Below are 21,592 nucleotides of genomic sequence, written 5' to 3'. Positions count from 1 at the left end.
CGGCGACCGGGGACGTTGCCGATTTGTGACGCGGGCAAGGCATTGACGTTGCCGGGAGTGGGAGTCCATCATCCTCGCCATGCAGTGTCAACGATGACATAAGTCAACGATGACACCTCGGGACGGCATGCTCCGATGCCGGCCACGCCGCTCGTTATCCCGCAGGAGTCGTTCATGTCTCGCACCACTCGTCTGCCCCTTTCCCTTCTCAGAGCCGCCGCGTGCACCGGCGCAGCGGCCCTCGCCCTGACGGCCTGCGGATCCGGCTCCGGTTCGGGATCGGGTTCGGGTTCGGCCGGATCCGGTTCGGGCGACGTCAAGGTCGGTCTGATCACCAAGACCGACACCAACCCGTTCTTCGTGAAGATGAAGGAGGGTGCCGAGAAGGCCGCCAAGGACGAGGGCGTTCAGCTCATGACCGCGGCCGGGAAGTTCGACGGCGACAACGCCGGTCAGGTCACCGCCATCGAGAACATGGTCGCCTCGGGTGTGAAGGGCATCCTGATCACCCCGAGCGACTCCAAGGCGATCGTTCCCGCGATCGAGAAGGCCAAGGCCAAGGGCGTCCTGGTCATCGCGCTCGACACCCCGACCGAGCCGCAGAGCGCCGTCGACGCCCTCTTCGCCACCGACAACCTCAAGGCCGGCGAGCTGATCGGCGAGTACGCCAAGGCCGCCATGAAGGGCAAGACCGCGAAGATCGCGGCCCTCGACCTGGCTCCGGGCGTCTCCGTCGGCGTCCAGCGGCACAACGGCTTCCTCAAGGGCTTCGGTGCCACCGACAAGGACGTCGCCTGTGCGCAGGACACCGGTGGCGACCAGTCCAAGGGCCAGACGGCGATGGAGAACTGCCTCCAGAAGGAACCCGGCATCAACGTCGTCTACACCATCAACGAACCGGCCGCCCTGGGCGCGTACACCGCGCTGAAGGCCAAGGGCCGCGAGAAGGACGTCCTGATCGTCTCCGTGGACGGCGGCTGCACCGGAACCCGGGCCGTCAAGGACGGCAAGATCGCCGCGACCTCGCAGCAGTACCCGCTGAAGATGGCCGCCGAGGGCGTCAAGGCCGTCGTGACCTTCGCCAAGGACGGCAAGAAGGCGTCCGGTTACACCGACACCGGCGTCACCCTGATCACCGACAAGGCGCAGGCAGGGGTCACGTCCAAGGACACCGCCTACGGCCTGGACAACTGCTGGGGCTGAGCCGCCCCGAGGACCGCCCGCACCGCCTCACCCCTCAGCCGGCGGGCCGGCTCCCACCTCCCCGGCCGGGAGCCGGCCGCCTCCTCATCCTCCGTCAAGGACCTCGCATGACTGCCACGTCCACGCCACCCTCGACATCCTCGCCCTACGCCGAGCTCAAGGCGCCGACCACGGTCCGCAGGCTGCTGACGCAACCGACCACCGGTCCGCTGTTCGCACTGCTGCTGGCCTGTGTGTTCTTCTCCGTCTCGACCGACCAGTTCCTCACGGGCGGGAACTTCTCACTGATCGTCCAGCAGGTCATGGTCGTCGGAACACTGGCGATCGGTCAGACACTGATCATTCTCACCGCGGGCATCGATCTGTCGTGCGGGGCCGTGATGGCGTTCGGCAGCATCGTGATCGCCAAGATGGCGGCCGAGGGCTCCGTGCCCCCGCTCGTCGCCATCGCCCTGGGCCTGGTCGTCTGCGGCGGCTTCGGCCTGCTCAACGGGCTGCTGGTGCAGAAGATCCCGCTGCCGCCGTTCATCGTCACCCTCGGCATGCTGAACGTGGCGTTCGCGCTGACCCACATCTACTCCGAGGAGCAGACGGTCAGCAACCTGCCCGGCCCGCTGACGGCCCTGGGGCAGACCTTCCCCCTGGGCAGGACGGACATCACCTACGGTTCCCTGGTCACGATCGGCCTGTTCCTCCTCCTCGCCTACGCACTGAGCAGTACGGGATGGGGCCGGCACGTCTACGCCCTGGGCAACAGCCAGGAGGCGGCCCGCCTGAACGGCATCCGCACCTCCCGGCTGACCATCGGCGTGTACACCGCGGCCGGCGTCCTCTACGGCATCGCGGCCCTGCTCCTCATCTCCCGTACGGGCGTGGGCGACCCGCAGGCGGGACAGACCGACAACCTGGACAGCATCACCGCCGTCGTCCTCGGCGGCACCAGCCTCTTCGGCGGACGCGGCTCGGTCCTGGGCACCTTCATCGGCGTTCTCATCGTCGGCGTCTTCCGCAACGGGCTCCAGCTGATGGGCGTCGCCTCCATCTACCAGACCCTGATCACCGGTGTGCTGGTGATCCTCGCGGTGACCGTCGACCAGATCTCCCGGAAGAAGGCCCGATGAGCGCCATCTCCTCCCCCACGCCGATCCTTCAGGCCCGCGGACTGGTCAAGCGCTACGGCCATGTCACCGCCATCGACGGCGCCGACTTCGACCTGCTGCCCGGCGAGGTGCTCGCCGTCATCGGCGACAACGGCGCCGGCAAGACCAGCCTCATCAAAGCCCTCACCGGCGCGGTGACCCCCGACGCGGGTGAGATACGGCTGAACGGCCAACCCATCACCTTCTCCGGCCCGCAGAGCGCCCGCGCCCACGGCATCGAGACGGTGTATCAGGACCTGGCCGTGGCCTCCTCGATGGACATCGCGTCGAACATGTTCCTGGGCCGTGAGCTGCGTCGCCCCGGAGTCCTCGGCAGCGTCTTCCGCATGCTGGACAAGAAGCGGATGCGCCAGGAGGCGGCCGAGCACATGGCGGACCTGAAGATCGGACTGCGTTCGCTGACACAGGCGGTCGAAACCCTCTCCGGCGGACAGCGCCAGGCGGTGGCCGTGGCCCGTTCCGTCGCGTGGGCCCGCAGCGTCGTCGTCATGGACGAACCCACCGCCGCGCTCGGTGTCAAGGAGTCCGGTCAGGTCCTGGACCTCATCCGCCGCGTCCGGGACAAGGGCATGCCGGTCGTCCTGATCAGCCACAACATGCCCCATGTCTTCGAGATCGCCGACCGGATCCACGTCCATCGGCTGGGCCGTCGCGCCGCTCTGATCAAGCCTTCCGACTACTCCATGGCGGAGGTCGTCGCCATCATGACCGGTGCACTCGGCGTCGACGAGGCCGGGGATACTGTCGTGGCGGATTCCGCGGCCGCGAAGGCCGCCGGAGTCCAGGCCACCTGACCACGCGAACTCACTGGTTCCCGGCCGAGGCCGCGGCCGGAACCGACGAGCACAGGAGACAGTTCTCCCCCATGGCAGCGAACCGCCGCCCGACCCTGGCCGACGTCGCACGCGAAGTCGGTGTCAGCGCCAAGACGGTCTCCCGCGTCCTCAACGAGGACGGGCCCGCCTCCGCCGAGACGAGGCAACAGGTCCTCGCCGCCGTGGCCAAGCTCGGCTTCCAGCCGAACCTCATGGCACGCAACATCCGTGTCGGCGGACCCGACACCACCATCGGGCTGGTCATTCCCGACCTGGGCAACCCCTTCTTCGGTGCCGTGGCCCGGAGCATCGAGGACACCGTCCGCGAACGGGGACTCACCCTCCTCATGGGCTCCTCCGCGGACGACCCCGACCGCGAGCGGGACCTGACCGACAAGTTCCTCGCCCGGCGCGTCAGCGTCCTGATGGTCGTGCCGTCCGTCGGCGCCGATCACTCCCACCTCAAGGCGCACCGCACCCGGGGCCTGCCCGTGGTCTTCCTCGACCGCCCGGGAGCCGGCCTGTCCACGGACAGCGTGGTCAGCTCCAACCGCACGGGCGCGCACGACGGCGTCGCCCACCTCATCGCCCATGGCCACCGGCGCATCGGCTTCGTCGGCGACCTGCCCACCAAGCTCTACACCCGCCGTGAACGTCTCGCCGGGTACCGCGAGGCCCTCCAGGAAGCCGGTATCTCCTACGACCGCTCCCTGGTCGCCAACGCCCACGACCGGCACGGGGCTTCCGCCGTCACCTCCCAGCTGCTCGGCCTGGACGATCCCCCCACCGCCCTGTTCGCCGGCAACAACATCGTCGCCCTGGGCATAGTCACGGAACTGGCTCGCAGCAAGAGGAAGGACGTCGCCGTCGTCACCTTCGACGACGTGGAACTGGCCGAGGCCCTCGAACCGGCCCTGACGGTCGTCGCCCAGGACGCCGAGGACATCGGAAGGGCAGCCGCCGCGACCGCACTGGCACGTCTCGACGGTGACCGCTCCCGCGCACGCACCATCACCGTCCCCACCCGCCTCATCATCCGGGGTTCGGGGGAGCGCCCGGCTCCGCGCGCGGGAGCCGGGCCCGGGCCGGGCTGAGCCGCGACGCCGTCATCGCCGACTGACGACATCCGCGCAGGTTGTTACGCCCGCCGCGCCGCCGGGTACTCAGCTGTGCGTCCCCGGAACCCGCACCACTCGCACCACACGGGAGATCCGATGCTCCGACGTCCTCCGCGGCCAGATCGCCCCCGCACCCTTTGAACGACAGCCCCGGGCGGAAGGGCGGAAGGCATGGAACGAGGCGCAGACCCGAGGCGGTCGGCTCTGATCGTGATCGACATGATCAACACGTACGACCACGAGGACGCCGAGCTCCTCGTGCCGTCCGTGGAGCAGATCGTGCCGGTCCTGACCGAACTGCTCGGCCGGGCCCGGGAGGCGGACGTCCCCGTGATCTACGTGAACGACAACTTCGGGTTGTGGCGCTCGCACCACGGAGAGCTGCTGGACGCGGCCCTGTCCCAGCGGCACGCCCACCTGATCGAGCCGATCCGGCCCGACGACCGCTCGCTCTTCGTCATGAAGGCCCGCCACTCGGTGTTCTTCGAGACACCCTTGTCCTACCTCCTGTGGAGCCTGGGCGTCGGACACGTGGTGATGACCGGCCAGGTCACCGAGCAGTGCGTCCTCTACTCCGCCCTGGACGCGCACATCCGCCACCTGGAGGTGACGGTGCCGAGGGACGCCGTCGCCTCCATCCATCCCCACCTGGCGTCCGCGGCCCTGGAGATGATGGAGCGCAACATGGGCGCCCGGATCGTCACGGCGAAGGAGACCGAGTTCGCGCCTGCCGAGGCCTGAGACCCGCCTTTTGCCCCCGACGCCATTACCTGACTAAGGTCAGAGAATGGCGAAGGAGCAGGTGGAGCAGGTACGGCGCTTCAACCGGACGGTCGCCGAGCGGGTGGGGGTGCTGCACGATCACTATCTGGGTGGTGCGCGTCCCTACGGCCAGGCGCGGCTGCTCTGGCAGATCGGTGACGGCGGCACGCACGACGTCCGCGGTGTCCGGGAGCGGCTCGGTCTCGACTCCGGCTATGTGAGCCGGCTGCTGCGGGCGCTCGAACGGGACGGCCTCGTCACCGTCGAACCCCACCCCGGCGACCGGCGGTTCCGCACCGTTCGGCTGACCGAGGCCGGGCGGCAGGAGCGTGCGCTGCTCGACGACCGCAGCGACGCACTCGCCGCCTCCCTCCTCGGCCCGCTCGACGCCCGGCAGCGGGAGCGGCTGACCTCCGCCATGGCCGAGGTCGAGCGCCTGCTGACCGCCTCGATGGTCTCCCTGGAGGATCTCGACCCCGATCACCCGGACGCCGTGCACTGCCTGCGGTCCTACGCCGCCGAGCTGAGCGAGCTCTTCGACGGCGGTTTCGACCCCGGCCACAGCCTGCTGCCCGACGCGGGCGAGCTGCGCGCGCCGCGCGGGCTGTTCCTCGTCGCCCGTTTGCACGGCGAACCGGTGGCCTGCGCCGGGCTCAAGCTGCCGGCCGGGGCCCCCGCGGAGATCAAGCGGTTGTGGGTCTCCCCCGGGACCAGGGGACTCGGCCTGGCCCGACGCCTGCTGTCCGAACTGGAGGCACGTGCCGCCGGGCACGGAAGCGACCGGGTGCGGCTCGACACCAACCAGGCGCTGACGGCGGCCATGCGTCTCTACCGCGCCAGCGGGTACATCGAGGTACCCGCCTTCAACGACGAGCCCTACGCCCACCACTGGTTCGAGAAGCAGCTGTGACACTGCGGGCGCATCGGGCTCAGCCGCAGCGGCGGCCGGAGTTGATGCAGGTGACCGCCTTCTTCATCAGCCGCTCGGGCATGGCGTTGATGAAGTCGCCATGGTCGGTGATGGGCTTGTGCAGCGACTCGGGGAAGCTGTCCACGGCGAAGGCGGTGCTGCCGGCCAGGCCGCTGTAGGTGAGGCGCTGCACGAGCTGCGGGACCGCCTTGAAGCCGGACGGGCAGTTGCCGCGGGCGTCGGCGAAGGCGACATGGCTGCGGTGGTTGGCGCTGTCGGTGTTCCGTCCGTCCCAGCAGCTCTGGAACCGCTCGGTGCGGACCACCTCGCTGCCGGCGGGGCAGATCGGGTACTTGTCCTTGAGCTGGACGCGGTTCTCGAAGCCGGTGCAGGACCAGGCCGCGTTGGCGTTGGCGCCGCCGTTCGCGTTCGCCTTGGCGTCACCGGTGATGATGCGCAGGAAGCGCGGCATGGCGACCACCTTGCCGCGGGGGCTGCCGACGAAGGTGAGGCTCGCGGAGGTGGGGGTGAGGATCTTGCCGATGTTGCCCTCGGCTCCGCCGCCGGGCTTGCCGGCGTCCGCCTCCTCGGCTCCGTTGCGGTCGCGCAGCACCGGCCAGTAGTAGGTCGAGCGGTCACCGTTGCTGCACGTGGTGTCCGCCGCGGCCAGGGTGTCGTCGGTCGTGAAGGCGTCGACGCCTATGGCGCCGACGTAGTCATGGGTGTGGTGAGCGCCGTTGCCCACTCCGGGGGCGACGATCACGTTGTCGGAGTTGTGCCGGCCTTCGGCGTTGACACCGCAGCGGGTCGTGAAGGCGCCCTTGGACGCGTTGCGGCTGTTGCGGGGCCGGGCGGGCACGTTGGGGGCGACCTTGGTGATGTCCACGAAGTCCTCGGGCACCGGGCCGTTGCCGGCGGCCGGGGATGGGCTCGCGCCCTGCTCCTTCTGCCCCTGGCCCTTTTGCCCCTGGCCCGTCTGCCCCTGCCGGCCTTGCTGTCCCTGGCCCTTCTGCCCCTGGCCGGCGCCTGCCAGCGTGCAGGCGGCCAGGCTGCTCAGCCCCTGCGGCCGGGGCGCGCCCGTGCGACTGATCGCGATGGCGATGCGGTCGACGGTGGCGGTCCGCTTGTCCTTGAGCGGGCCCAGGATGGCGTTCTGCACGAAGTCCGGCCCGCCCTGCCCGCGCGTGGCGGCCAGCCGGTTGCCCGCCTCGGTGATCTGGGTCTGCAGCAGGCGCAGGTTGCGGTCGACCTCCGCGCGTGCTTGTCGGGGCACGTCCGGCAGCCGGTCGGCGACCGAGGGGCAGGAAAGGGGTGAGGCAGCGCGGGTCGTGGCACTGGGGGCGTCGGTCGCGTTGGCCTGCATATTGACCAGCGCGAGTCCGACACCGCCCGCGGCCAGCCCGGCGATCAGGACGATCGCGTTGCGCCGCTTCCGGTTGCGCCTGTGTCCCTGGTTCATGGTGACCCTTCCGTTCCTGTGTCAGGTGGGAACACCGTGGCCGTTGGGACGAGGGCCGACCACTGGTTCCGACCTCGCGTCACCAGCGCGTAAGAAATCGCGTAAGGACTGGCACCCCCGCGCCGCCCCGCCGGTCAGCGGTGCTCGGGGTTGTCCGCGCCCGGGCGGCAGCCGGCGTCCCACTGCGAGCGCTGGTTGCCGTGGGCGGGGACCCCTCCGGTGCGCTTCAGCAGGGCCGCGAGGTGCATCAGGTTCCAGGTCATGAAACTGGTGTTGCGGTTGGTGAAGTCGTTCTCCGGGCCGCCCGAGTCCGGGTCCAGGTACGACGGTCCGGGCCCGGCCGCGCCGATCCAGCCGGCGTCCGCCTGGGGCGGGATCGTGTAGCCGAGGTGCTGGAGGCTGTAGAGGACGTTCATCGCGCAGTGCTTGATGCCGTCCTCGTTGCCGGTGATGAGACAGCCGCCGACCCGGCCGTAGTAGGCGTACTGCCCCTGGGAGTTGAGCAGTGAGGAGCAGGCGTAGAGGCGCTCGATGACCTGCTTGGTGACGGAGCTGTTGTCGCCCAGCCAGATGGGCCCGGCCAGGACCAGGATGTCTGCTGCCATGACCCGCTCGTACAGCGCAGGCCAGACGTCCGTGGCGAAGCCGTGCTCGGTCATGTCCGGGTAGACACCGGGCGCGATGTCGTGGTCGACGGCACGGATCAGCTCCGTGGTCACGCCGGCGTCGTCCATGATCGACCGGCTCTTGTCGATCAGGCCCTGGGTGTGGCTGCGCTGCGGGGAGGGTTTGAGGGTGCAGTTGATGTACAGGGCGGTCAGGTCCTCGAAGCGGTGGGCCGCGTCGGGTGCGGAGGGGGCTGTCATGGGGGCAGGGTCTCGCGTCGGGTCCGGTTTGTTGCGTTTCGGCACACCCGTACCCGTCTTACGGAGTCATGACGTACGGCCGCGTTCCCGTGGGCCGGCGCCGGCCGGCGCCTAGCGTGCCCGTATGCGCGTACTGGTCACCGGCGGTGCCGGGTTCATCGGGTCCCATGTGGTCACCACCCTGCGGAAGCGGGGGCACGAAGCGGTCGTGTTCGACGTACGGGAGGATCCTGCTGCGGACGTGCGGGACCCCGCAGCCGTGCGCCGCGCCCTGACCGGTGTGGACGCCGTGTGCCACCAGGCCGCGATGGTCGGGCTCGGCGACGGGGTCGCCGACGCGGCGGACTACGTCGCGCACAACGACCTGGGGACGGCCGTGCTGCTCGCGGCCATGGCGGAGACGGGCGTGGCGACCCTCGTGCTCGCCGGATCGATGGTCGTCTACGGCGAGGGAGGGTACGCGTGTGCGCGGCACGGGGTGGTGAGGCCCGGGCCACGGGCCGTGGCCGCGCTCGACGCGGGCCGGTTCGAGCCGCCGTGCCCGGTGTGCGGAGCGGACCTCTCCCCCGGCCTGGTAGGCGAGGACGCCCCGGCCGATCCGCGGAACGTGTACGCGTCGACCAAGCTCGCCCAGGAGCATCTGGCCGCCGCCTGGGCCCGCTGCACCGGCGGGTCGGCGATGTCGCTGCGCTACCACAACGTGTACGGGCCGGGCATGCCCCGGGACACCCCCTACGCCGGGGTGGCCTCCTTCTTCCGCTCGGCGCTCGCCCGGGGCGAGGCCCCGCGGGTGTTCGAGGACGGGCGGCAGCGCAGGGACTTCGTGCACGTCCGGGACGTGGCAGCGGCGAACGCCGTGGCGCTGGAGGCGGAGGCCGCCCCGGGCGCGCTCACCGTGTACAACACCGGAAGCGGTACCCCGAACACCGTCGGCGCGATGGCCCGGGCGCTGGCCGCCGCGCACGGCGGACCCGAGCCGGTCGTCACGGGTGAGTACCGGCTCGGGGACGTACGACACATCACCGCGGACTCTTCGCGGCTGCGGGCGGAGCTGGGCTGGAAGCCGGCGGTCGGCTTCGAGGAGGGCATGACGGAGTTCGCGCGGGCGGGGATGCGGGGCGCGTAGGCGGCCCTCGCGCAGCTGCCGGCGAACACCGGGCTGGACCGCGTCATGTGACCTGTGAGGGTGTCTCAGCCCCACAGTGTCTCAGGCGGCGCAGCAGCGACCCCCGGTCTCAGCTCTCCCCTACCGCCCTTGCCCGGGCCGTACGAGCCGGCTCATGACGCCGAGTACGAGGCGCGATTCCTGGACCGCTCGCGGACGCGGTCGTGGACGGTCGACGTACGCGTCAGTCGGCCCCAAGGCCGACCGCCAGCGTCAGTTCAAGCACCCGGTGTGGCGATGCGAGATCCGGAAACAGCTCCCGCAGCTGCGCCATCCGGTACCGGACCGTCTGGGGGTGGACGAACAACGCCGCCGCCACCTCCTCCCGCCTGCCCTGGTGCAGCAGCCACGCCCGCAACGTCTCCTCCAGCCGCCGCGCGGTCGCGACGGGCAAGGTCCGCAACGGTGCGAGGGCTCGGGCACGCAGGTCTGCGAACGCCTCCATGTCGGCGCTCAGTACCAGCTCGGGCAGGTGGTCCTCGGTATCGCGGATATCGGAGGAGAGGGAGCGCGCGCGTGCGGCTCGTGCGTACGAGGCGGACGCACGAGTCCATGGCCGGGCCGGGCCGACCACGGCGGTGCGGTCGGTCAGGCGCCGCAGGAGATGTGACCGGTCGGCGTCCGGGACGAGCAGCACACCGGTGGCGTCCGGCAGATCGTCGAGGAAGAGGGTGCTCGGGTCGAGCGTGCGGTAGGCAGGCCGGGCCTGGGCGGCGGGCAGCAGGACCGCGGTCAGTGAAACGGGGGGCTGCCACCCGGCCCGTTGAGCAGAGGCCAGCAGCACGTCCGGGCTCGCGCCGGCGAGGAGGTCGCGGGCCAGGTGTTCCAAGTGGCGCTCGTGGTCCCGGCCCCGGGCGGCCAGTTCGTCGGCATGGCCCGCGGCGCTCGCGGCGGAGAGCTCATCGATGTAGGCGAAGGTCAGCTCGGCGAACTTGGCGACCTCGGCGGCGGGCAGACCTGCCGGTACGGCACCGGCGGCCAGGCATCGCCAGGCCACGCGGGCGCCGACGCGGTAGGCGCTGAGCAGTGCGTCCATGGAACGGCCGTCGCGCACCTCGCCGCGGCCCAGCTCGTAGGCCGCGTCACCGCCGTCGCCGCCCGTGGCGTTGCCGCTCGCGAGGTCCAGGTAGTGCCCCAGCGCGGTGCGGACGGCTCGGCGGATGGTGCCGCCCATGCTGCCCGAAAGGGCGTTGGCGTAAGGGGGGACCTCATCGATGATCGCCTGGACGACCTCGTCGGCGGTGGTCTTCACCGCGGCCCGCAGTGCGGTGACCGTCGTCTCGTCCAGGGCCAGCTCGCTGGCTCTGCGGATTACATGACTCATCTTTTGTTCCCTGCGAACAATTCAGCCGACCAGATTTACGTCCTGCGGTCAGGACTTTACGCCTTGCGGCGCAGCAAGCTGGAGTCATGACGAGTGCAGCCCTCCGCAGCAGGGCTTGGAAACTGCTGGAGATGGCCACGACGCCGCTCCTGCCGTCGGACTATCTCGACCTGGTCAGCCCGCTGCGTGCGGGCGCTGACCTGCGTGGGCGCATCGAGGCCGTCCACCCCGAGACGCGTGACGCCGCGACCCTCGTGATCAGGCCGGGGCGGGGCTGGCGCGGCCACACGGCCGGCCAGTACGTGCGGATCGGGGTCGACGTCGACGGGGTGCGCCTGTGGCGTGCCTACTCGCTCACCTCGCCGACAGACCGCCGGGACGGCCGCGTCACGATCACCGTGAAGGCGATCCCGGACGGCAAGGTCAGCAACCACCTGGTCCGCCGGGTGAAACCGGGCACGCTGATCCAGCTCGACCAGGCGACCGGTGACTTCGTGCTGCCGCGGGCCAAGCCCGCCAAGGTGCTCTACCTGACGGCCGGCAGCGGCATCACGCCCGTGATGGGCATGCTGCGTGACACCGAGTTCGACGACGTCGTCATGGTCCACTGCGCACCACAACCACAGGACGTGATCTTCCGCAACGAACTGCACGGGCTGGTAGCGGACAAGAAGCTGCGGCTCACCGAGGTGCACACCGACACGGACGGTGTGCTCGACATCGGCCGTCTCGACGAACTCGTGCCCGACTGGGCCGAGCGCGAGACCTGGGCCTGCGGGCCCGCGGGCCTGCTCGACGCCGCCGAAGAGCACTGGAGAGAGCACGGCGTACCGGAGCGCCTGCACACCGAGCGCTTCCGCCCCGGCATCGTCGCCGCCGGCGTCGGCGGCGAGGTCACGTTCAGCACCACCGGCAAGACCGTCGACGCGGACGGCGCCACGCCGTTGCTGGACGTCGGCGAGGAGGCCGGCGTGCTCATGCCCTCCGGGTGCCGCATGGGCATCTGCTTCGGCTGCGTCACGCCGCTCAAGGCGGGTGCCGTCCGCGACCTGCGCACCGGCGAGATCACCGAGGCCGAGCCGGGCGTCCTCATCCAGACCTGTGTGTCCGCCGCGGCGGGCCCTTGCGACATCGAACGGTAGGAACACACCTTGACCGCCATCGACCCCACCGCCCACCTGACCGCGGAGCAGATCGAGGAACTGGGCCGCGAGCTGGACGCGATCCGCGACGAGGTGATCGCCGGCCGTGGCGAGAAGGACGCCGCCTACATCCGCAAGGTCATCTCGGCGCAGCGCAAGCTCGAGCTGGTCAGCAGGGGCGTGCTGCTGTTCTCGTTCTTCCCGCCCGCGTGGCTGATCGGCACCGCCGGTCTGTCCGTGGCGAAGATCATGGACAACATGGAGATCGGCCACAACATCCTGCACGGCCAGTGGGACTGGATGCGGGACCCGAAGATCCACTCCACCACCTGGGACTGGGATCACGTCTCGCCGGCTGATCAGTGGAAGCACTCGCACAACGAGCTGCACCACACGTACACCAACGTGATCGGCAAGGACAACGACCTCGGCTACGGCATCATGCGCGTCGACGAGGACCAGAAGTGGCACCCGTTCCACCTCGGCCAGCCGCTGTGGAATTTCATCAACGCCTGCTTCTTCGAGTACGGCATCGCAGCGTACGACCTGGAGCTCGGCAAGAACCTGAACAAGCGCCGCCGCAAGAACCCGGAGTTCCGCGCGCGGGCCAAGGACGTGGGCCGAAAGATCCGCAAGCAGGTGCTCAAGGACTACGTGATCCACCCGCTGCTGTCGGGCCCGTCGTTCCTCCCCACGCTCGCCGCCACGTTCACCGCCAACCTGGTCCGGAACCTGTGGACCCACTCGGTGATCATGTGCGGCCACTTCCCCGAGGGCGTGCAGGTCTTCGAGCGCCGGTCGATCAAGGGCGAGACGCGCGGCCAGTGGTACCTGCGCCAGATGATGGGCTCGGCGAACATCAGCGGCAGCAAGGCCATGCACTTCATGACCGGCAACCTGTCGCACCAGATCGAGCACCACCTGTTCCCGGACCTGCCGAGCAACCGGTACGCCGAGGTCGCGGTGAAGGTGCGCGCGCTGTTCGAGAAGTACGAGCTGGAGTACGTCACCGGGCCGCTTCCCAAGCAGGTGTTCTCCGCGTGGCGCAAGGTCTTCCGGCTCTCGCTGCCCAACAAGAAGCCCAAGGTCACGACGCCGGACCGTGAGCAGGAGCTCGTCGCGGCCTGATCGGTCACGAAGCCGCCGCCGGCAGCACCACCTCGAAGCGGCAGCCCCCGGGGATGTTGCGTACACCGGCCCGGCCCTGGTGGGCCTCCACGATGCCGCGCACGATGGCGAGGCCGAGGCCCGCCCCGGCCGGGGGCGTCCGGGCGTGTGTGCCGCGCCAGCCGGTGTCGAAGACGCGCGGCAGGTCCTCCTCGGGAATGCCGCCGCAGCCGTCCGTCACCGACAGGACGACGCCCTCGGGGGAACGCTCGGCGGCGATCGCGACCGTGCCGTCGGCCGGAGTCCGGCGGATCGCGTTGACCAGCAGGTTGCCCAGCACCCGGCTCATCTCCTTGCCGTCCACCTCCACCGGCACCGGCTCGACCCGGCCGCCCACCAGCCGCACCCCGTGCGCGCGGGCGAGGGGGTCGACGCCGGCGAGGGCGTCGCCGACCAGGTCGTACAGGGAGATCCGGGTGGGGGTCAGGGCCAGGGTCCCGGCGTGGATGCGGGAGAGCTCGAAGAGGTCGCCGACCATGTCGTTGAGGCGTTCGACCTCGGTCCGCATCTGACGGAGATAGCGGTCGGGGTCGGCGGCGACGCCGTCCTCCAGCGCCTCCGACATGGCGCGCAGACCGGCCAGCGGGGTCCGCAGGTCGTGCGAGATCCAGGCGACGAGTTCACGGCGGGAGGCCTCCAGGGCACGTTCCCGCTCCCGGGACTCGGCGAGTCTGGCGCTGGTGGCCGCCAGCTCCCGGCTCACCGCGGCGAGTTCGGCGGTGGCGGGCCCGCCGGGGGCGGCGAAGTCCCCGCCGTCGCCGAAGGAGCGCGCCGCCACGGCGAGTTCACGGCTGCGGGCGACGACCCAGCGCCCCAGCAGCAGGGCGGTGGCCAGGGAGACGACGGCCGCCATGGCGACGACGGTCGTGACGACGGTCAGGTCGTGCGCCGACAGGAACATCGCCCAGGCGACGGCGAGCGTGCCCGCGAGCATCGCGACGACGCCGACCGCCGCCACCACCGCGAGCGAGACGGTCAGCGAACGCCGGCGGATCAGGCGCAGTACGCCCGCCCCCGCCAGCCCTGTCGCGGCGGCACCGGCGAAGGCGTACAGGGCGATCAGGAGGTTGTCGCGCACGGTCACTCGTTCCCTTCACCGGGTTCACCGGGTTCACCGGGTTCGAAGCGGTAGCCCACGCCCCAGACGGTCTGGATCAGGCGGGGCCGGGCCGGGTCGTCCTCGACCTTGCCGCGCAGACGGCGGACGTGGACCGTGACGGTCGACAGGTCGCCGAAGTCCCACCCCCAGACCTCACGCATCAGGTCCTCGCGGCCGAAGGCCCGCCCCGGGTGCCGCAGGAAGAAGGAGAGCAGGTCGAACTCGCGCAGGGTGAGGGCGAGTTCGGTGCCGTTCTTGGTGGCGCGGCGGGCCGTCGGCTCGACGGTCAGACCGGCCGCTCCCAGCCGGTCCCCCGTGGCCGCGGGGCGGCTGCGCCGCAGCACCGACTCGACGCGCAGGACGAGTTCGCGTGGGCTGAAGGGCTTGGTGACGTAGTCGTCGGCGCCGACCTCCAGGCCCAGGATGCGGTCGTCCTCGTCGCCGCGGGCGGTGAGCATGATGACGGGTACGGGGCCGTGGCCGCGGATCCGCCGGCACACTTCCAGACCGTCCATGCCGGGCAGCATCAGGTCGAGCACGACGAGGTCCGGCCGGCGCGCGGCGGCTCGGGTGAGGGCGCTCGGGCCGTCGTCGGCGCGGTCGACGGCGTAACCGGCGCGATCCAGGTATCCGGCGACGACCTCGGCGACGGTCGGATCGTCGTCGACGACCAGGATTCTGGGGGCCCCGCCCGCGGTCCCGGGGGGCTCGTACGGCTGCTGCATGCCTCCAGCCTGGCACCAGGCCGCCACCGGCGGGGGCCGGGCACCGCTCCGGCCGCCCGACGTCCGCGTTTCGTAAGGAGTGATGGCCCGGTATGCCCGATTCGCGTTCGTAGGGTGAAGCCGTGACGATGACACCTCCGGACGTCGACGTGGTGCTGCCCTGCCTGAACGAGGCCGAGGCCCTTCCCTGGGTGCTCGAACGGATTCCGCCGGGCTGGCGCGCACTCGTCGTCGACAACGGTTCCACGGACGGCTCGGCCGGCATCGCCCGCGCGTGGGGCGCGACCGTGGTGCACGAGCCGCGGCGGGGCTTCGGCGCGGCCTGCCACGCCGGACTGACGGCCGCCACCGCCGACGTGGTGTGCTTCTGCGACTGCGACGCCTCCCTCGACCCGGGGCTCCTGGTCCCCTTCGTGCGCGAAGTGCGCGACGGCGGGGCCGACCTGGTGCTCGGGCGGCGGCGTCCGCAGGGCCGGGGCGCGTGGCCGCCGCATGCCCGGGCCGGCAATCTCGCGCTCGCCCGGATGCTGCGCCGCCGCACCGGGCTGCGCCTGCACGATCTCGGCCCCCTGCGCGCCGCCCGGCGGCAGGCGCTGCTCGCCCTCGGCCTCAGCGACCGGCGCAGCGGCTATCCGCTCCAGATGGTCGTCCGCGCGGCCGACGCGGGCTGGCGGATCGCCGAGCACGACGTGCCGTACCTGCCCCGTGCGGGGGCCTCGAAGGTGACGGGGACGTGGCGCGGTACGTGGCAGGCCGTACGGGACATGAGCCGCGTGCTGGCCGAAACGCCCGCGGACGAGAGGGGAAGCACCGTGCACGAAAGGGGGACCGTCCGTTGACCACGCTCCTCGTCATCGCCAAGGAGCCGCGACCGGGCCGGGTGAAGACACGGCTCACGCCGCCGTTCACGCCCGGGGAGGCGGCCGAACTGGCCGAAGCGGCCCTCGCGGACACGCTGCACGCCGTGGCCGCCACGCCCGCCACCCGGCGCGTCCTGGTGCTCGACGGTGCCCCCGGCCCCTGGCTGCCGCCGGGTTTCGACGTCGTGGCGCAGTGCGCGGGCGGTCTCGACGAACGGCTGGCGGAGGCCTTCGCGGGCTGCGCCGGCCCCGCCCTGCTCATCGGCATGGACACCCCGCAGGTGACCCCGGAGCTGCTCACCGTCGACTTCGCAGGCTGCGACGCCTGGTTCGGCCCGGCGGAGGACGGCGGCTTCTGGGCCCTCGGACTGGCGTGCCCGGACCCCGCTCTGCTGCGGGGCGTGCCCATGTCGACGCCGGTGACGGGTGCCGTGCAGCGGGAGCGGCTGTCCGCCGCCGGACTGCGGGTGCGCGACCTGCCGCCCCTGCGCGACGTCGACACCGCCGCCGATGCCCACGCCGTCGCCGCACTCGCCCCGCGGGGGCGCTTCGCGGCGCGGCTGGCCCGGTGTCCGGCGGCCGGGGGGCCGGTCGCCGGGCCGGGCCCGCGCCCGGTCGGTCCCCGATGAGCGCCCCGTCCGCGACCGCCCTGGCGTGGGCCGCCGCCGACCCCTACGACGCCGCCCTGCGCGCCGGCCGCGGCCCGCTGTTCCTGCGGCGCACGGACGGCTGGCTGCTGCCGCTGGAGGTGGAGCGCTGGTGCGCCGGGGCCGACCCGGTCGACCGGGACGTGCTGGACCGGTGCGAGGGTGCCGTGCTGGACGTGGGATGCGGGCCCGGACGGCTCGTGGCCGAACTGGCCGCCCGGGGGCGGGCCGCCCTCGGGATCGACGTCAGCGAGGCCGCGGTGGAGCACACCGTTCGGCTCGGGGGCCAGGCGCTGCGGCGGTCGGTGTTCGAGCAGCTGCCCGGCGAGGGCCGCTGGGACACCGTGCTGCTCATGGACGGCAACATCGGCATCGGCGGCGACCCGCGTGCCCTGCTGGAGCGGGTCGCCGGGCTGCTGCGCCCCGGGGGTCTGCTGATCGCCGAGACGGTCCCCGCGGACGTCGACGAACGCGTGCGCGTGCACATCACCGACGCCCGTGCCGCCACCGGCGACCCCTTCCCGTGGGCGCGGCTGGGCACCAGGGCGCTGCTCGGGTACGCGCGGGGTTGGGAGCGGGCGGGTCAGTGGACGGCCGGCGGACGGCACTTCGCCGCCCTGCGCAGCCGCAGCAGCCGCACCACCAGCAGCAGCGCCGAGCCGCCGAAGAGGACGGCGGTGATCAGCAGCCAGCGCGCGAGGAACACGTCGGCGGGCAGACCGGTGGCGGACCGGTAGCGCCGCTCGACCGCGCCGCTGATCAGCGGGAACCACACGAGGAGCAGCAGCCCGGACAGGGCGGCCGGTACGCGCACGTACATGACCCACTCCCGGCGGCGGGCCGCGCCGAACACGGATACCAGCGCCCGGTCCGCCGCCGCGTACAGCGGCAGCAGCACGAGGTCGTGCAGCAGTGCCGCGCCCACGATCCACAGCGCCACGCCGAACCAGTCGCCGGCGAGCAGGCGCACCCCCGCGTAGGCCGCGAGGGCGAACGAACAGGACAGCAGCAGGAGATGCAGAGGGCTGCCGAGCGGGAGCCGCGGTGCGCGCATCACAGGTCTCCGAACGTCATGCGGGCCACCCACTTGGTGTTCAGCACACCGGGCGCCGCGGGCACGATGATCCGCGCCGGGTAGCCGTGGTCGGGGGACAGCTCCTCGCCGTTGACGTACAGGGCGAGCAGGGAGCGCGGGTCGGCCACCTGGTCGGCGCTCAGGGCGGCCTTGCGGAAGGCTCCGCGCCGCTGGAGGGACTCGACGAACACGTCCGGCGGGTCGTCCTCGTGGCCGACGAGGGCCGCGAGGTCGCGCAGCCTCACCCCGCGCCACCACTGGTCCGGTGTGGACCAGCCCTCCACACAGGCGATGGGCAACGCCGAGCTGTGCAGGGGAAGCCCGGCGAGCCGGGCGCGGCTGAGGCGGACCGTGCCCGTACGCCCCGTCAGCACGAGCCGCCACGCGTCCCCGGCCGTTTCCGCCGTGTCGATCCCGGCGTAGGCGGCGGTCTTGTTGATCTGGAAGCCGTTGGGGCCGTCACCGGGTTCGGCGCCGCCGTGCGGGGCGAGGAGGGCGGTGCGCCGGAGCGGGCCCCCGAAGTTCTGCCCCACGGTCGTGGCGAACAGCAGCAGTGAGCCGCCCCCGACGAACCACAGGGCGCCCCGCCGGGAGACGGTCGGCTCGGCGGGACGCGGGGACACCAGGTCGTTCCCCTCCTCCCGCAGCCGCCGCAGGTTGCGCAGTGCCGTGGGCGCCTTCAGCAGGGCGTGGGCCACGAAGGCGGCGAAGAACACCCAGGCGCCGTAGAAGTGCAGGGGGTAGAACGAGCCCGGGAAGACGTAGTCGAGCTGGACGTTGAGGACACCGGTCACGAACTCGAACAGCGCGCCGCCGACCAGCAGGAGCAGCGAGATCCGCTCCAGGGCGTGGGTGAGGGAGCGGGCCGGGGGCAGGGTGAACAGCCTCGGCACGACGGACCACAGCTTGGCGAGCAGGACGGGGATCAGGGTGATGCCGAGGGTGACGTGGACGCCCTGGTTCAGCCGGTACAGCCAGTGCGGGTTCGTCGGCCAGGAGAAGAGGTAGAAGCCGAGGATCCCCTTGTCCGGGGTCTTGTCGTTGACCGGCGACAGGTCCGGGTTGTAGGCGGCGTACGAGAGAAGTCCCGTCACGAACAGCACCGTGATGCCGACGAGCAGGACCAGCCCGAGCACCGAGGTGAACCAGGGGCCGCGCAGGGGGCTGCGCCAGAAACCGGGGGACGTGGGGAGCCGTGGATCGCGTGGATCGTCTCGCATGAGCCGACGGTAGGCCGGGAGCACCCCGCGGGAGGGTGTGCGACCCATGACGAAACGCTGACGTCGGGCCCGGTCGGCGGCCCGCGGCGGGCAGCGCGGCCTAGCGTGCCGGTGTGATCCGCACCCCGCCCTCCGCCCAGCCGTCCCGGGACCTGCGCCGTGACCTGTACGCCGCCGCGGCCGCCGTGCTGCTCGTGACGGTGTCCGTGGCGGCCGGCCGCCACATCGAGGACACCCGCCGGACGCTGTTCGTCGACTGGCCCCCGCTGCTGGCGTCCTGGGCGCCGCACCTGGGCCCCGGCACGCCGGCCGCCGTCCTGGTGGCGGTCGCCACCGTCGCCCAGGGTCCCGCGCTGGCGGCCCGCCTCCCCTGGCGAGCCCTGCTCCCGGCCGCCTGGGGCACGGCCATGGCGTGGATCTTCTCCCTCGCCCTGATCGACGGCTGGGACCGGGGCATCGCGCGCCGGCTCACCACCCGCCACGAATACCTCCAGGTCATCGACCGCTTCCATGACATCCCGGCGGCGCTGCGGGGCTTCACCGGGCACATCCTGCTGGACTCCCCCGACAACTGGCCCGCCCATGTCGCCGGGCATCCGCCCGCCGCCCCCCTCACCTTCGTGCTGCTCGACCGGATCGGGCTGGGGGGCGGGGGGTGGGCGGGGGTGTGGTGCATCACCGTCGGGGCGACCGCCTGCGTGGCCGTGCTGGTCACGATCCGCGCGCTGGCCGACGAGACGCTCGCCCGCCGGTCGGCTCCCTTCCTGGTCCTGGCCCCGGCGGCCGTGTGGATGGGCACCTCGGCCGACACGTACTTCGCGGCGGTGGCGGCGTGGGCGGTGGCGCTGCTGGCGCTGGCCGTCACCCGGGGGTCCCTGGGGTGGGCGGGCGCGTCCGGGCTGCTGTTCGGCCTGACCTGCTACCTGTCGTACGGCCTCACGCTCGTCGCGCTGATCGCCGCGGCGGTCCTGGTGCTCGGCCGCCGCGGGATCCGGGAGCGCCCGGCCCTGCCGGTGCCGTGGCTCGCGGGGCTGGCCGTGGTCCCCGTGGCGTTCACGATCGCGGGCTTCGACTGGTGGGAGGCCTACCGCCTGCTGGTCACGCGCTACGGCCAGGGCGCGGGCGGCATCCGCCCCTACGGCTACTGGGTGTGGGCCAACCTGGCCTGCACGGTGCTGGTCACGGGACTGGCGACGGCGGCGGGACTGCGGCGGACGGCGGACGCACTGGTCCGGCGTCGCACCGGACCCCGAGCCGGCGTCCGCCTGGCGTTCCTGGTCTCCGCCGCGCTCCTCGCCCTGCTGGTCGCCGACCTGTCCGGCATGAGCAAGGCGGAGACGGAACGCATCTGGCTCCCCTTCGCCCTGTGGCTGCTCCCGGCATGCGCGTTCCTCACCCGCCCCCGCGCCTGGCTCACCGCCCAGGCCCTGCTCGCGCTGCTCCTCAACCATCTGCTGATCACCGGGTGGTGACCGCTGCCTGCGGCAGGTCTCGTCATGGGCGTCAGGCGGCCGGGTTGGCGTCGATCTCCGCGGCGGTATCGACGTCGGGGGCGACGTCCGGTGCCGTGCGCAGGTAGGCGGTGACCTGCTTGCCGGTGCCCAGGGGCGCGACGGCGACGTCCGCGCTGACCGTGTGCACCACATGCATGCCGTGGCCGCCGAAGCGCTGACCGTCGCGTTCCCTGACCACCGGCTGCTCGGCGGAGGTGTCCCACACGGTGATGGCCAGCCCGTCGTCGGAGAACCGAATGATCATCCCGCAGGGGCCGGGTGCGTGCCGGATCGCGTTGGTGACGAGTTCGCTGACGACCAGTTCGGCGTCGATCGCCAGCGGCGCCGGTACGGCCGTGCGGCCGGTACACGGTACGTACGCCAGAAGCGCCTGCAGCGCCCGGCGCGCCTCGACGGCGCAAGCCGCGCCGTCGGCCCAGACCGCGCCGCAGCGCAGGGCGGCCTGCTCGTCCGTGCCCGGCTCATCTGCCGCCTGCTTCATAAGCGGGATGACCATATGGGGCTCTTTCGTTGTGGTTCATGTTGCTCAGGGGTGCTTCGGACGCTCGTCTACCCCGGCGCGGACCGGGCATACTGCCCTCCGCCCGCCGTTGTGATGTGCTCGCGCACACACTCGCCCGTCCGCGCCTCCCGCCACCGCGCGCGGCTGCACCCGGCCGAGCTGCTCATTCCTGCGCCAGGAGGTCCTTGAGCGCGATGTCGAGTTCCCGGACGTTCACCCGGGGCTCGCCCATGAAGCCCGGCGTGCGGCCCTCGGTGTGCCGGTCGACGAGCCGTTGCACCCGGGCGACGGGGAGGTGGTTGCGTTCGGCGACCCGGTGGCCGGCGGTCGAGTTCTCCTTCACCACCTCGGCCTTGGCCGCCCGCACCGCTGCGACCAGCTTCTCGTTGTCGGCGGAGAGGTTGGTGGCGCCGGACAGGATCAGCTGGTACCGCGTGTTGAGGGAGTTCTCGCTCAGGCCGTTCGCGGGGCGCGGCTGGAAGTAGTCCGGGCCGTAGTCCTGCCGGCCGATCAGGGACGAGCCGACGATCCTGCCGTCCGACGTGATCTCCGAGCCGTTGGCCTTCCGGGGAACAGCCCCTGGGCGATGCCGGTGACGGCCAGCGGGTAGAGGACGCCGGTCGCCAGGGTCAGCGCGAGCAGGGCGCGCAGGCCCGCCCCGAGCAGCCGGGCGGTGTTCTTGACGGAGTTGTTCATGGCGGTCAGCACGCTTTCGGAGATTTACAGCCCGGGGATGAGGGAGATGAGCAGGTCGATGGCCGGATCGGCCATCGCGAACTCCTGGGGTGAGGTCGGGTGTGTATCGGACGCTCGGAGGAAAACGCCCCCACGCCCCGATCCGGTCGGCGTTGACGGCTCC

At 71.8% G+C, this 21,592-nt stretch carries 20 protein-coding genes and 1 pseudogene; 13 read left to right on the top strand and 8 right to left on the bottom strand.

Annotation, left to right across the window (positions count from 1 at the left end; translation table 11 throughout):
- Window positions 1–174: 174 nt before the first annotated feature.
- From RFN52_RS32080 to RFN52_RS32055, 6 genes are all read left to right on the top strand, one after another.
- A complete protein-coding gene (locus RFN52_RS32080) occupies window positions 175–1,203 on the top strand; it encodes a sugar ABC transporter substrate-binding protein (RefSeq protein ID WP_184851475.1) in 1,029 nt (342 codons plus the stop codon).
- Between the two features lie 107 nt (window positions 1,204–1,310).
- Complete coding sequence (locus RFN52_RS32075) at window positions 1,311–2,324, top strand: ABC transporter permease (protein ID WP_184851473.1); 1,014 nt, start codon at window positions 1,311–1,313, stop codon at window positions 2,322–2,324.
- Entirely contained in the window at window positions 2,321–3,157 is an 837-nt protein-coding gene (locus RFN52_RS32070; protein WP_184851471.1) for an ATP-binding cassette domain-containing protein, read from the top strand. The genes RFN52_RS32075 and RFN52_RS32070 overlap by 4 nt, the downstream gene beginning before the upstream one ends.
- A 71-nt stretch (window positions 3,158–3,228) precedes the next feature.
- Complete coding sequence (locus RFN52_RS32065; RefSeq protein WP_184851470.1) at window positions 3,229–4,272, top strand: LacI family DNA-binding transcriptional regulator; 1,044 nt, start codon at window positions 3,229–3,231, stop codon at window positions 4,270–4,272.
- A gap of 195 nt (window positions 4,273–4,467) precedes the next feature.
- Window positions 4,468–5,037: a cysteine hydrolase family protein gene (locus RFN52_RS32060; RefSeq protein ID WP_184851468.1), complete on the top strand. Its 570-nt coding sequence runs from the start codon at window positions 4,468–4,470 to the stop codon at window positions 5,035–5,037.
- Between the two features lie 46 nt (window positions 5,038–5,083).
- Window positions 5,084–5,968 (top strand): bifunctional helix-turn-helix transcriptional regulator/GNAT family N-acetyltransferase, encoded by an 885-nt coding sequence (locus tag RFN52_RS32055; protein WP_184851466.1) that lies wholly within the window; start codon window positions 5,084–5,086, stop codon window positions 5,966–5,968.
- Between the two features lie 19 nt (window positions 5,969–5,987).
- Here RFN52_RS32055 and RFN52_RS32050 read toward each other — a convergent pair whose 3' ends face one another.
- On the bottom strand, window positions 5,988–7,427 hold the full coding sequence (locus RFN52_RS32050) for a DUF1996 domain-containing protein (RefSeq protein WP_184851463.1): 1,440 nt from the start codon (window positions 7,425–7,427) through the stop codon (window positions 5,988–5,990).
- A 134-nt stretch (window positions 7,428–7,561) separates the two neighbouring features.
- Window positions 7,562–8,293, bottom strand: coding sequence for a flavodoxin family protein (locus tag RFN52_RS32045; RefSeq protein ID WP_184851461.1), 732 nt, complete (start codon window positions 8,291–8,293; stop codon window positions 7,562–7,564).
- A 124-nt stretch (window positions 8,294–8,417) separates the two neighbouring features.
- On the opposite strand from RFN52_RS32045, the gene RFN52_RS32040 reads away from it, so the two are divergent.
- Window positions 8,418–9,419, top strand: coding sequence for an NAD-dependent epimerase/dehydratase family protein (locus RFN52_RS32040; RefSeq protein ID WP_184851459.1), 1,002 nt, complete (start codon window positions 8,418–8,420; stop codon window positions 9,417–9,419).
- Between the two features lie 223 nt (window positions 9,420–9,642).
- Here the strand turns inward: RFN52_RS32040 and RFN52_RS32035 are convergent, their stop codons facing one another.
- On the bottom strand, window positions 9,643–10,782 hold the full coding sequence (locus RFN52_RS32035; protein ID WP_184851457.1) for a PucR-like N-terminal domain-containing protein: 1,140 nt from the start codon (window positions 10,780–10,782) through the stop codon (window positions 9,643–9,645).
- An 86-nt stretch (window positions 10,783–10,868) separates the two neighbouring features.
- Here RFN52_RS32035 and RFN52_RS32030 point away from each other — a divergent pair, with 86 nt between their 5' ends.
- Both RFN52_RS32030 and RFN52_RS32025 read left to right on the top strand, forming a co-directional pair.
- The gene (locus RFN52_RS32030; protein WP_184851455.1) at window positions 10,869–11,924 is read left to right on the top strand and encodes a ferredoxin reductase; all 1,056 of its coding nucleotides are present in this window, start codon (window positions 10,869–10,871) and stop codon (window positions 11,922–11,924) included.
- A gap of 9 nt (window positions 11,925–11,933) precedes the next feature.
- The gene (locus RFN52_RS32025) at window positions 11,934–13,052 is read left to right on the top strand and encodes a fatty acid desaturase family protein (protein WP_184851453.1); all 1,119 of its coding nucleotides are present in this window, start codon (window positions 11,934–11,936) and stop codon (window positions 13,050–13,052) included.
- A gap of 4 nt (window positions 13,053–13,056) precedes the next feature.
- On the opposite strand, the gene RFN52_RS32020 is transcribed toward RFN52_RS32025, so the two are convergent.
- Together RFN52_RS32020 and RFN52_RS32015 are read right to left on the bottom strand one after the other, a co-directional pair.
- Window positions 13,057–14,169 (bottom strand): sensor histidine kinase, encoded by a 1,113-nt coding sequence (locus RFN52_RS32020; RefSeq protein ID WP_184851451.1) that lies wholly within the window; start codon window positions 14,167–14,169, stop codon window positions 13,057–13,059.
- Window positions 14,170–14,171: 2 nt separating this feature from the next.
- Window positions 14,172–14,915, bottom strand: coding sequence for a response regulator transcription factor (locus RFN52_RS32015; RefSeq protein ID WP_184851449.1), 744 nt, complete (start codon window positions 14,913–14,915; stop codon window positions 14,172–14,174).
- Between the two features lie 128 nt (window positions 14,916–15,043).
- Between RFN52_RS32015 and RFN52_RS32010 the strand changes: the two genes are divergently transcribed.
- From RFN52_RS32010 to RFN52_RS32000, 3 genes are read left to right on the top strand one after another with little or no spacing between them, the layout of a single operon-like run.
- Window positions 15,044–15,754, top strand: a complete 711-nt coding sequence (locus tag RFN52_RS32010; protein WP_184854104.1) for a glycosyltransferase family 2 protein — start codon at window positions 15,044–15,046, stop codon at window positions 15,752–15,754.
- Window positions 15,751–16,404, top strand: a complete 654-nt coding sequence (locus RFN52_RS32005; protein WP_184851446.1) for a TIGR04282 family arsenosugar biosynthesis glycosyltransferase — start codon at window positions 15,751–15,753, stop codon at window positions 16,402–16,404. The genes RFN52_RS32010 and RFN52_RS32005 overlap by 4 nt, the downstream gene beginning before the upstream one ends.
- A complete protein-coding gene (locus RFN52_RS32000) occupies window positions 16,401–17,159 on the top strand; it encodes a class I SAM-dependent methyltransferase (protein WP_184851444.1) in 759 nt (252 codons plus the stop codon). Before RFN52_RS32005 ends, RFN52_RS32000 begins: the two co-directional genes overlap by 4 nt.
- A gap of 316 nt (window positions 17,160–17,475) precedes the next feature.
- Here the strand turns inward: RFN52_RS32000 and RFN52_RS31995 are convergent, their stop codons facing one another.
- Window positions 17,476–18,717, bottom strand: a complete 1,242-nt coding sequence (locus RFN52_RS31995; protein ID WP_184851442.1) for a molybdopterin-dependent oxidoreductase — start codon at window positions 18,715–18,717, stop codon at window positions 17,476–17,478.
- A gap of 113 nt (window positions 18,718–18,830) precedes the next feature.
- On the opposite strand from RFN52_RS31995, the gene RFN52_RS31990 reads away from it, so the two are divergent.
- The gene (locus RFN52_RS31990) at window positions 18,831–20,189 is read left to right on the top strand and encodes a hypothetical protein (protein ID WP_311241098.1); all 1,359 of its coding nucleotides are present in this window, start codon (window positions 18,831–18,833) and stop codon (window positions 20,187–20,189) included.
- A gap of 31 nt (window positions 20,190–20,220) precedes the next feature.
- Here the strand turns inward: RFN52_RS31990 and RFN52_RS31985 are convergent, their stop codons facing one another.
- Entirely contained in the window at window positions 20,221–20,727 is a 507-nt protein-coding gene (locus tag RFN52_RS31985) for an ATP-binding protein (RefSeq protein WP_184851440.1), read from the bottom strand.
- A gap of 169 nt (window positions 20,728–20,896) precedes the next feature.
- Window positions 20,897–21,429 (bottom strand): annotated as a pseudogene (locus RFN52_RS31980) (potassium-transporting ATPase subunit C).
- Window positions 21,430–21,592: the final 163 nt, after the last annotated feature.

The sequence above is a fragment of the Streptomyces collinus genome (assembly GCF_031348265.1).
GTDB lineage: Bacteria > Actinomycetota > Actinomycetes > Streptomycetales > Streptomycetaceae > Streptomyces > Streptomyces collinus.
This window is presented reverse-complemented; position numbering and strand designations above follow the sequence as displayed.

Coding starts and splice junctions, on each gene's coding strand:
- RFN52_RS31985 (WP_184851440.1), bottom strand. CDS start 20,727: ATGGTCATCCCGCTTATGAAGCAGGCGGCAGATGAGCCGGGCACGGAC.
- RFN52_RS32070 (WP_184851471.1), top strand. CDS start 2,321: ATGAGCGCCATCTCCTCCCCCACGCCGATCCTTCAGGCCCGCGGACTG.
- RFN52_RS32035 (WP_184851457.1), bottom strand. CDS start 10,782: ATGAGTCATGTAATCCGCAGAGCCAGCGAGCTGGCCCTGGACGAGACG.
- RFN52_RS32055 (WP_184851466.1), top strand. CDS start 5,084: ATGGCGAAGGAGCAGGTGGAGCAGGTACGGCGCTTCAACCGGACGGTC.
- RFN52_RS32060 (WP_184851468.1), top strand. CDS start 4,468: ATGGAACGAGGCGCAGACCCGAGGCGGTCGGCTCTGATCGTGATCGAC.
- RFN52_RS32065 (WP_184851470.1), top strand. CDS start 3,229: ATGGCAGCGAACCGCCGCCCGACCCTGGCCGACGTCGCACGCGAAGTC.
- RFN52_RS32080 (WP_184851475.1), top strand. CDS start 175: ATGTCTCGCACCACTCGTCTGCCCCTTTCCCTTCTCAGAGCCGCCGCG.
- RFN52_RS32075 (WP_184851473.1), top strand. CDS start 1,311: ATGACTGCCACGTCCACGCCACCCTCGACATCCTCGCCCTACGCCGAG.
- RFN52_RS32050 (WP_184851463.1), bottom strand. CDS start 7,427: ATGAACCAGGGACACAGGCGCAACCGGAAGCGGCGCAACGCGATCGTC.
- RFN52_RS32010 (WP_184854104.1), top strand. CDS start 15,044: ATGACACCTCCGGACGTCGACGTGGTGCTGCCCTGCCTGAACGAGGCC.
- RFN52_RS32015 (WP_184851449.1), bottom strand. CDS start 14,915: ATGCAGCAGCCGTACGAGCCCCCCGGGACCGCGGGCGGGGCCCCCAGA.
- RFN52_RS32000 (WP_184851444.1), top strand. CDS start 16,401: ATGAGCGCCCCGTCCGCGACCGCCCTGGCGTGGGCCGCCGCCGACCCC.
- RFN52_RS32045 (WP_184851461.1), bottom strand. CDS start 8,293: ATGACAGCCCCCTCCGCACCCGACGCGGCCCACCGCTTCGAGGACCTG.
- RFN52_RS31995 (WP_184851442.1), bottom strand. CDS start 18,717: ATGCGAGACGATCCACGCGATCCACGGCTCCCCACGTCCCCCGGTTTC.
- RFN52_RS32030 (WP_184851455.1), top strand. CDS start 10,869: ATGACGAGTGCAGCCCTCCGCAGCAGGGCTTGGAAACTGCTGGAGATG.
- RFN52_RS32040 (WP_184851459.1), top strand. CDS start 8,418: ATGCGCGTACTGGTCACCGGCGGTGCCGGGTTCATCGGGTCCCATGTG.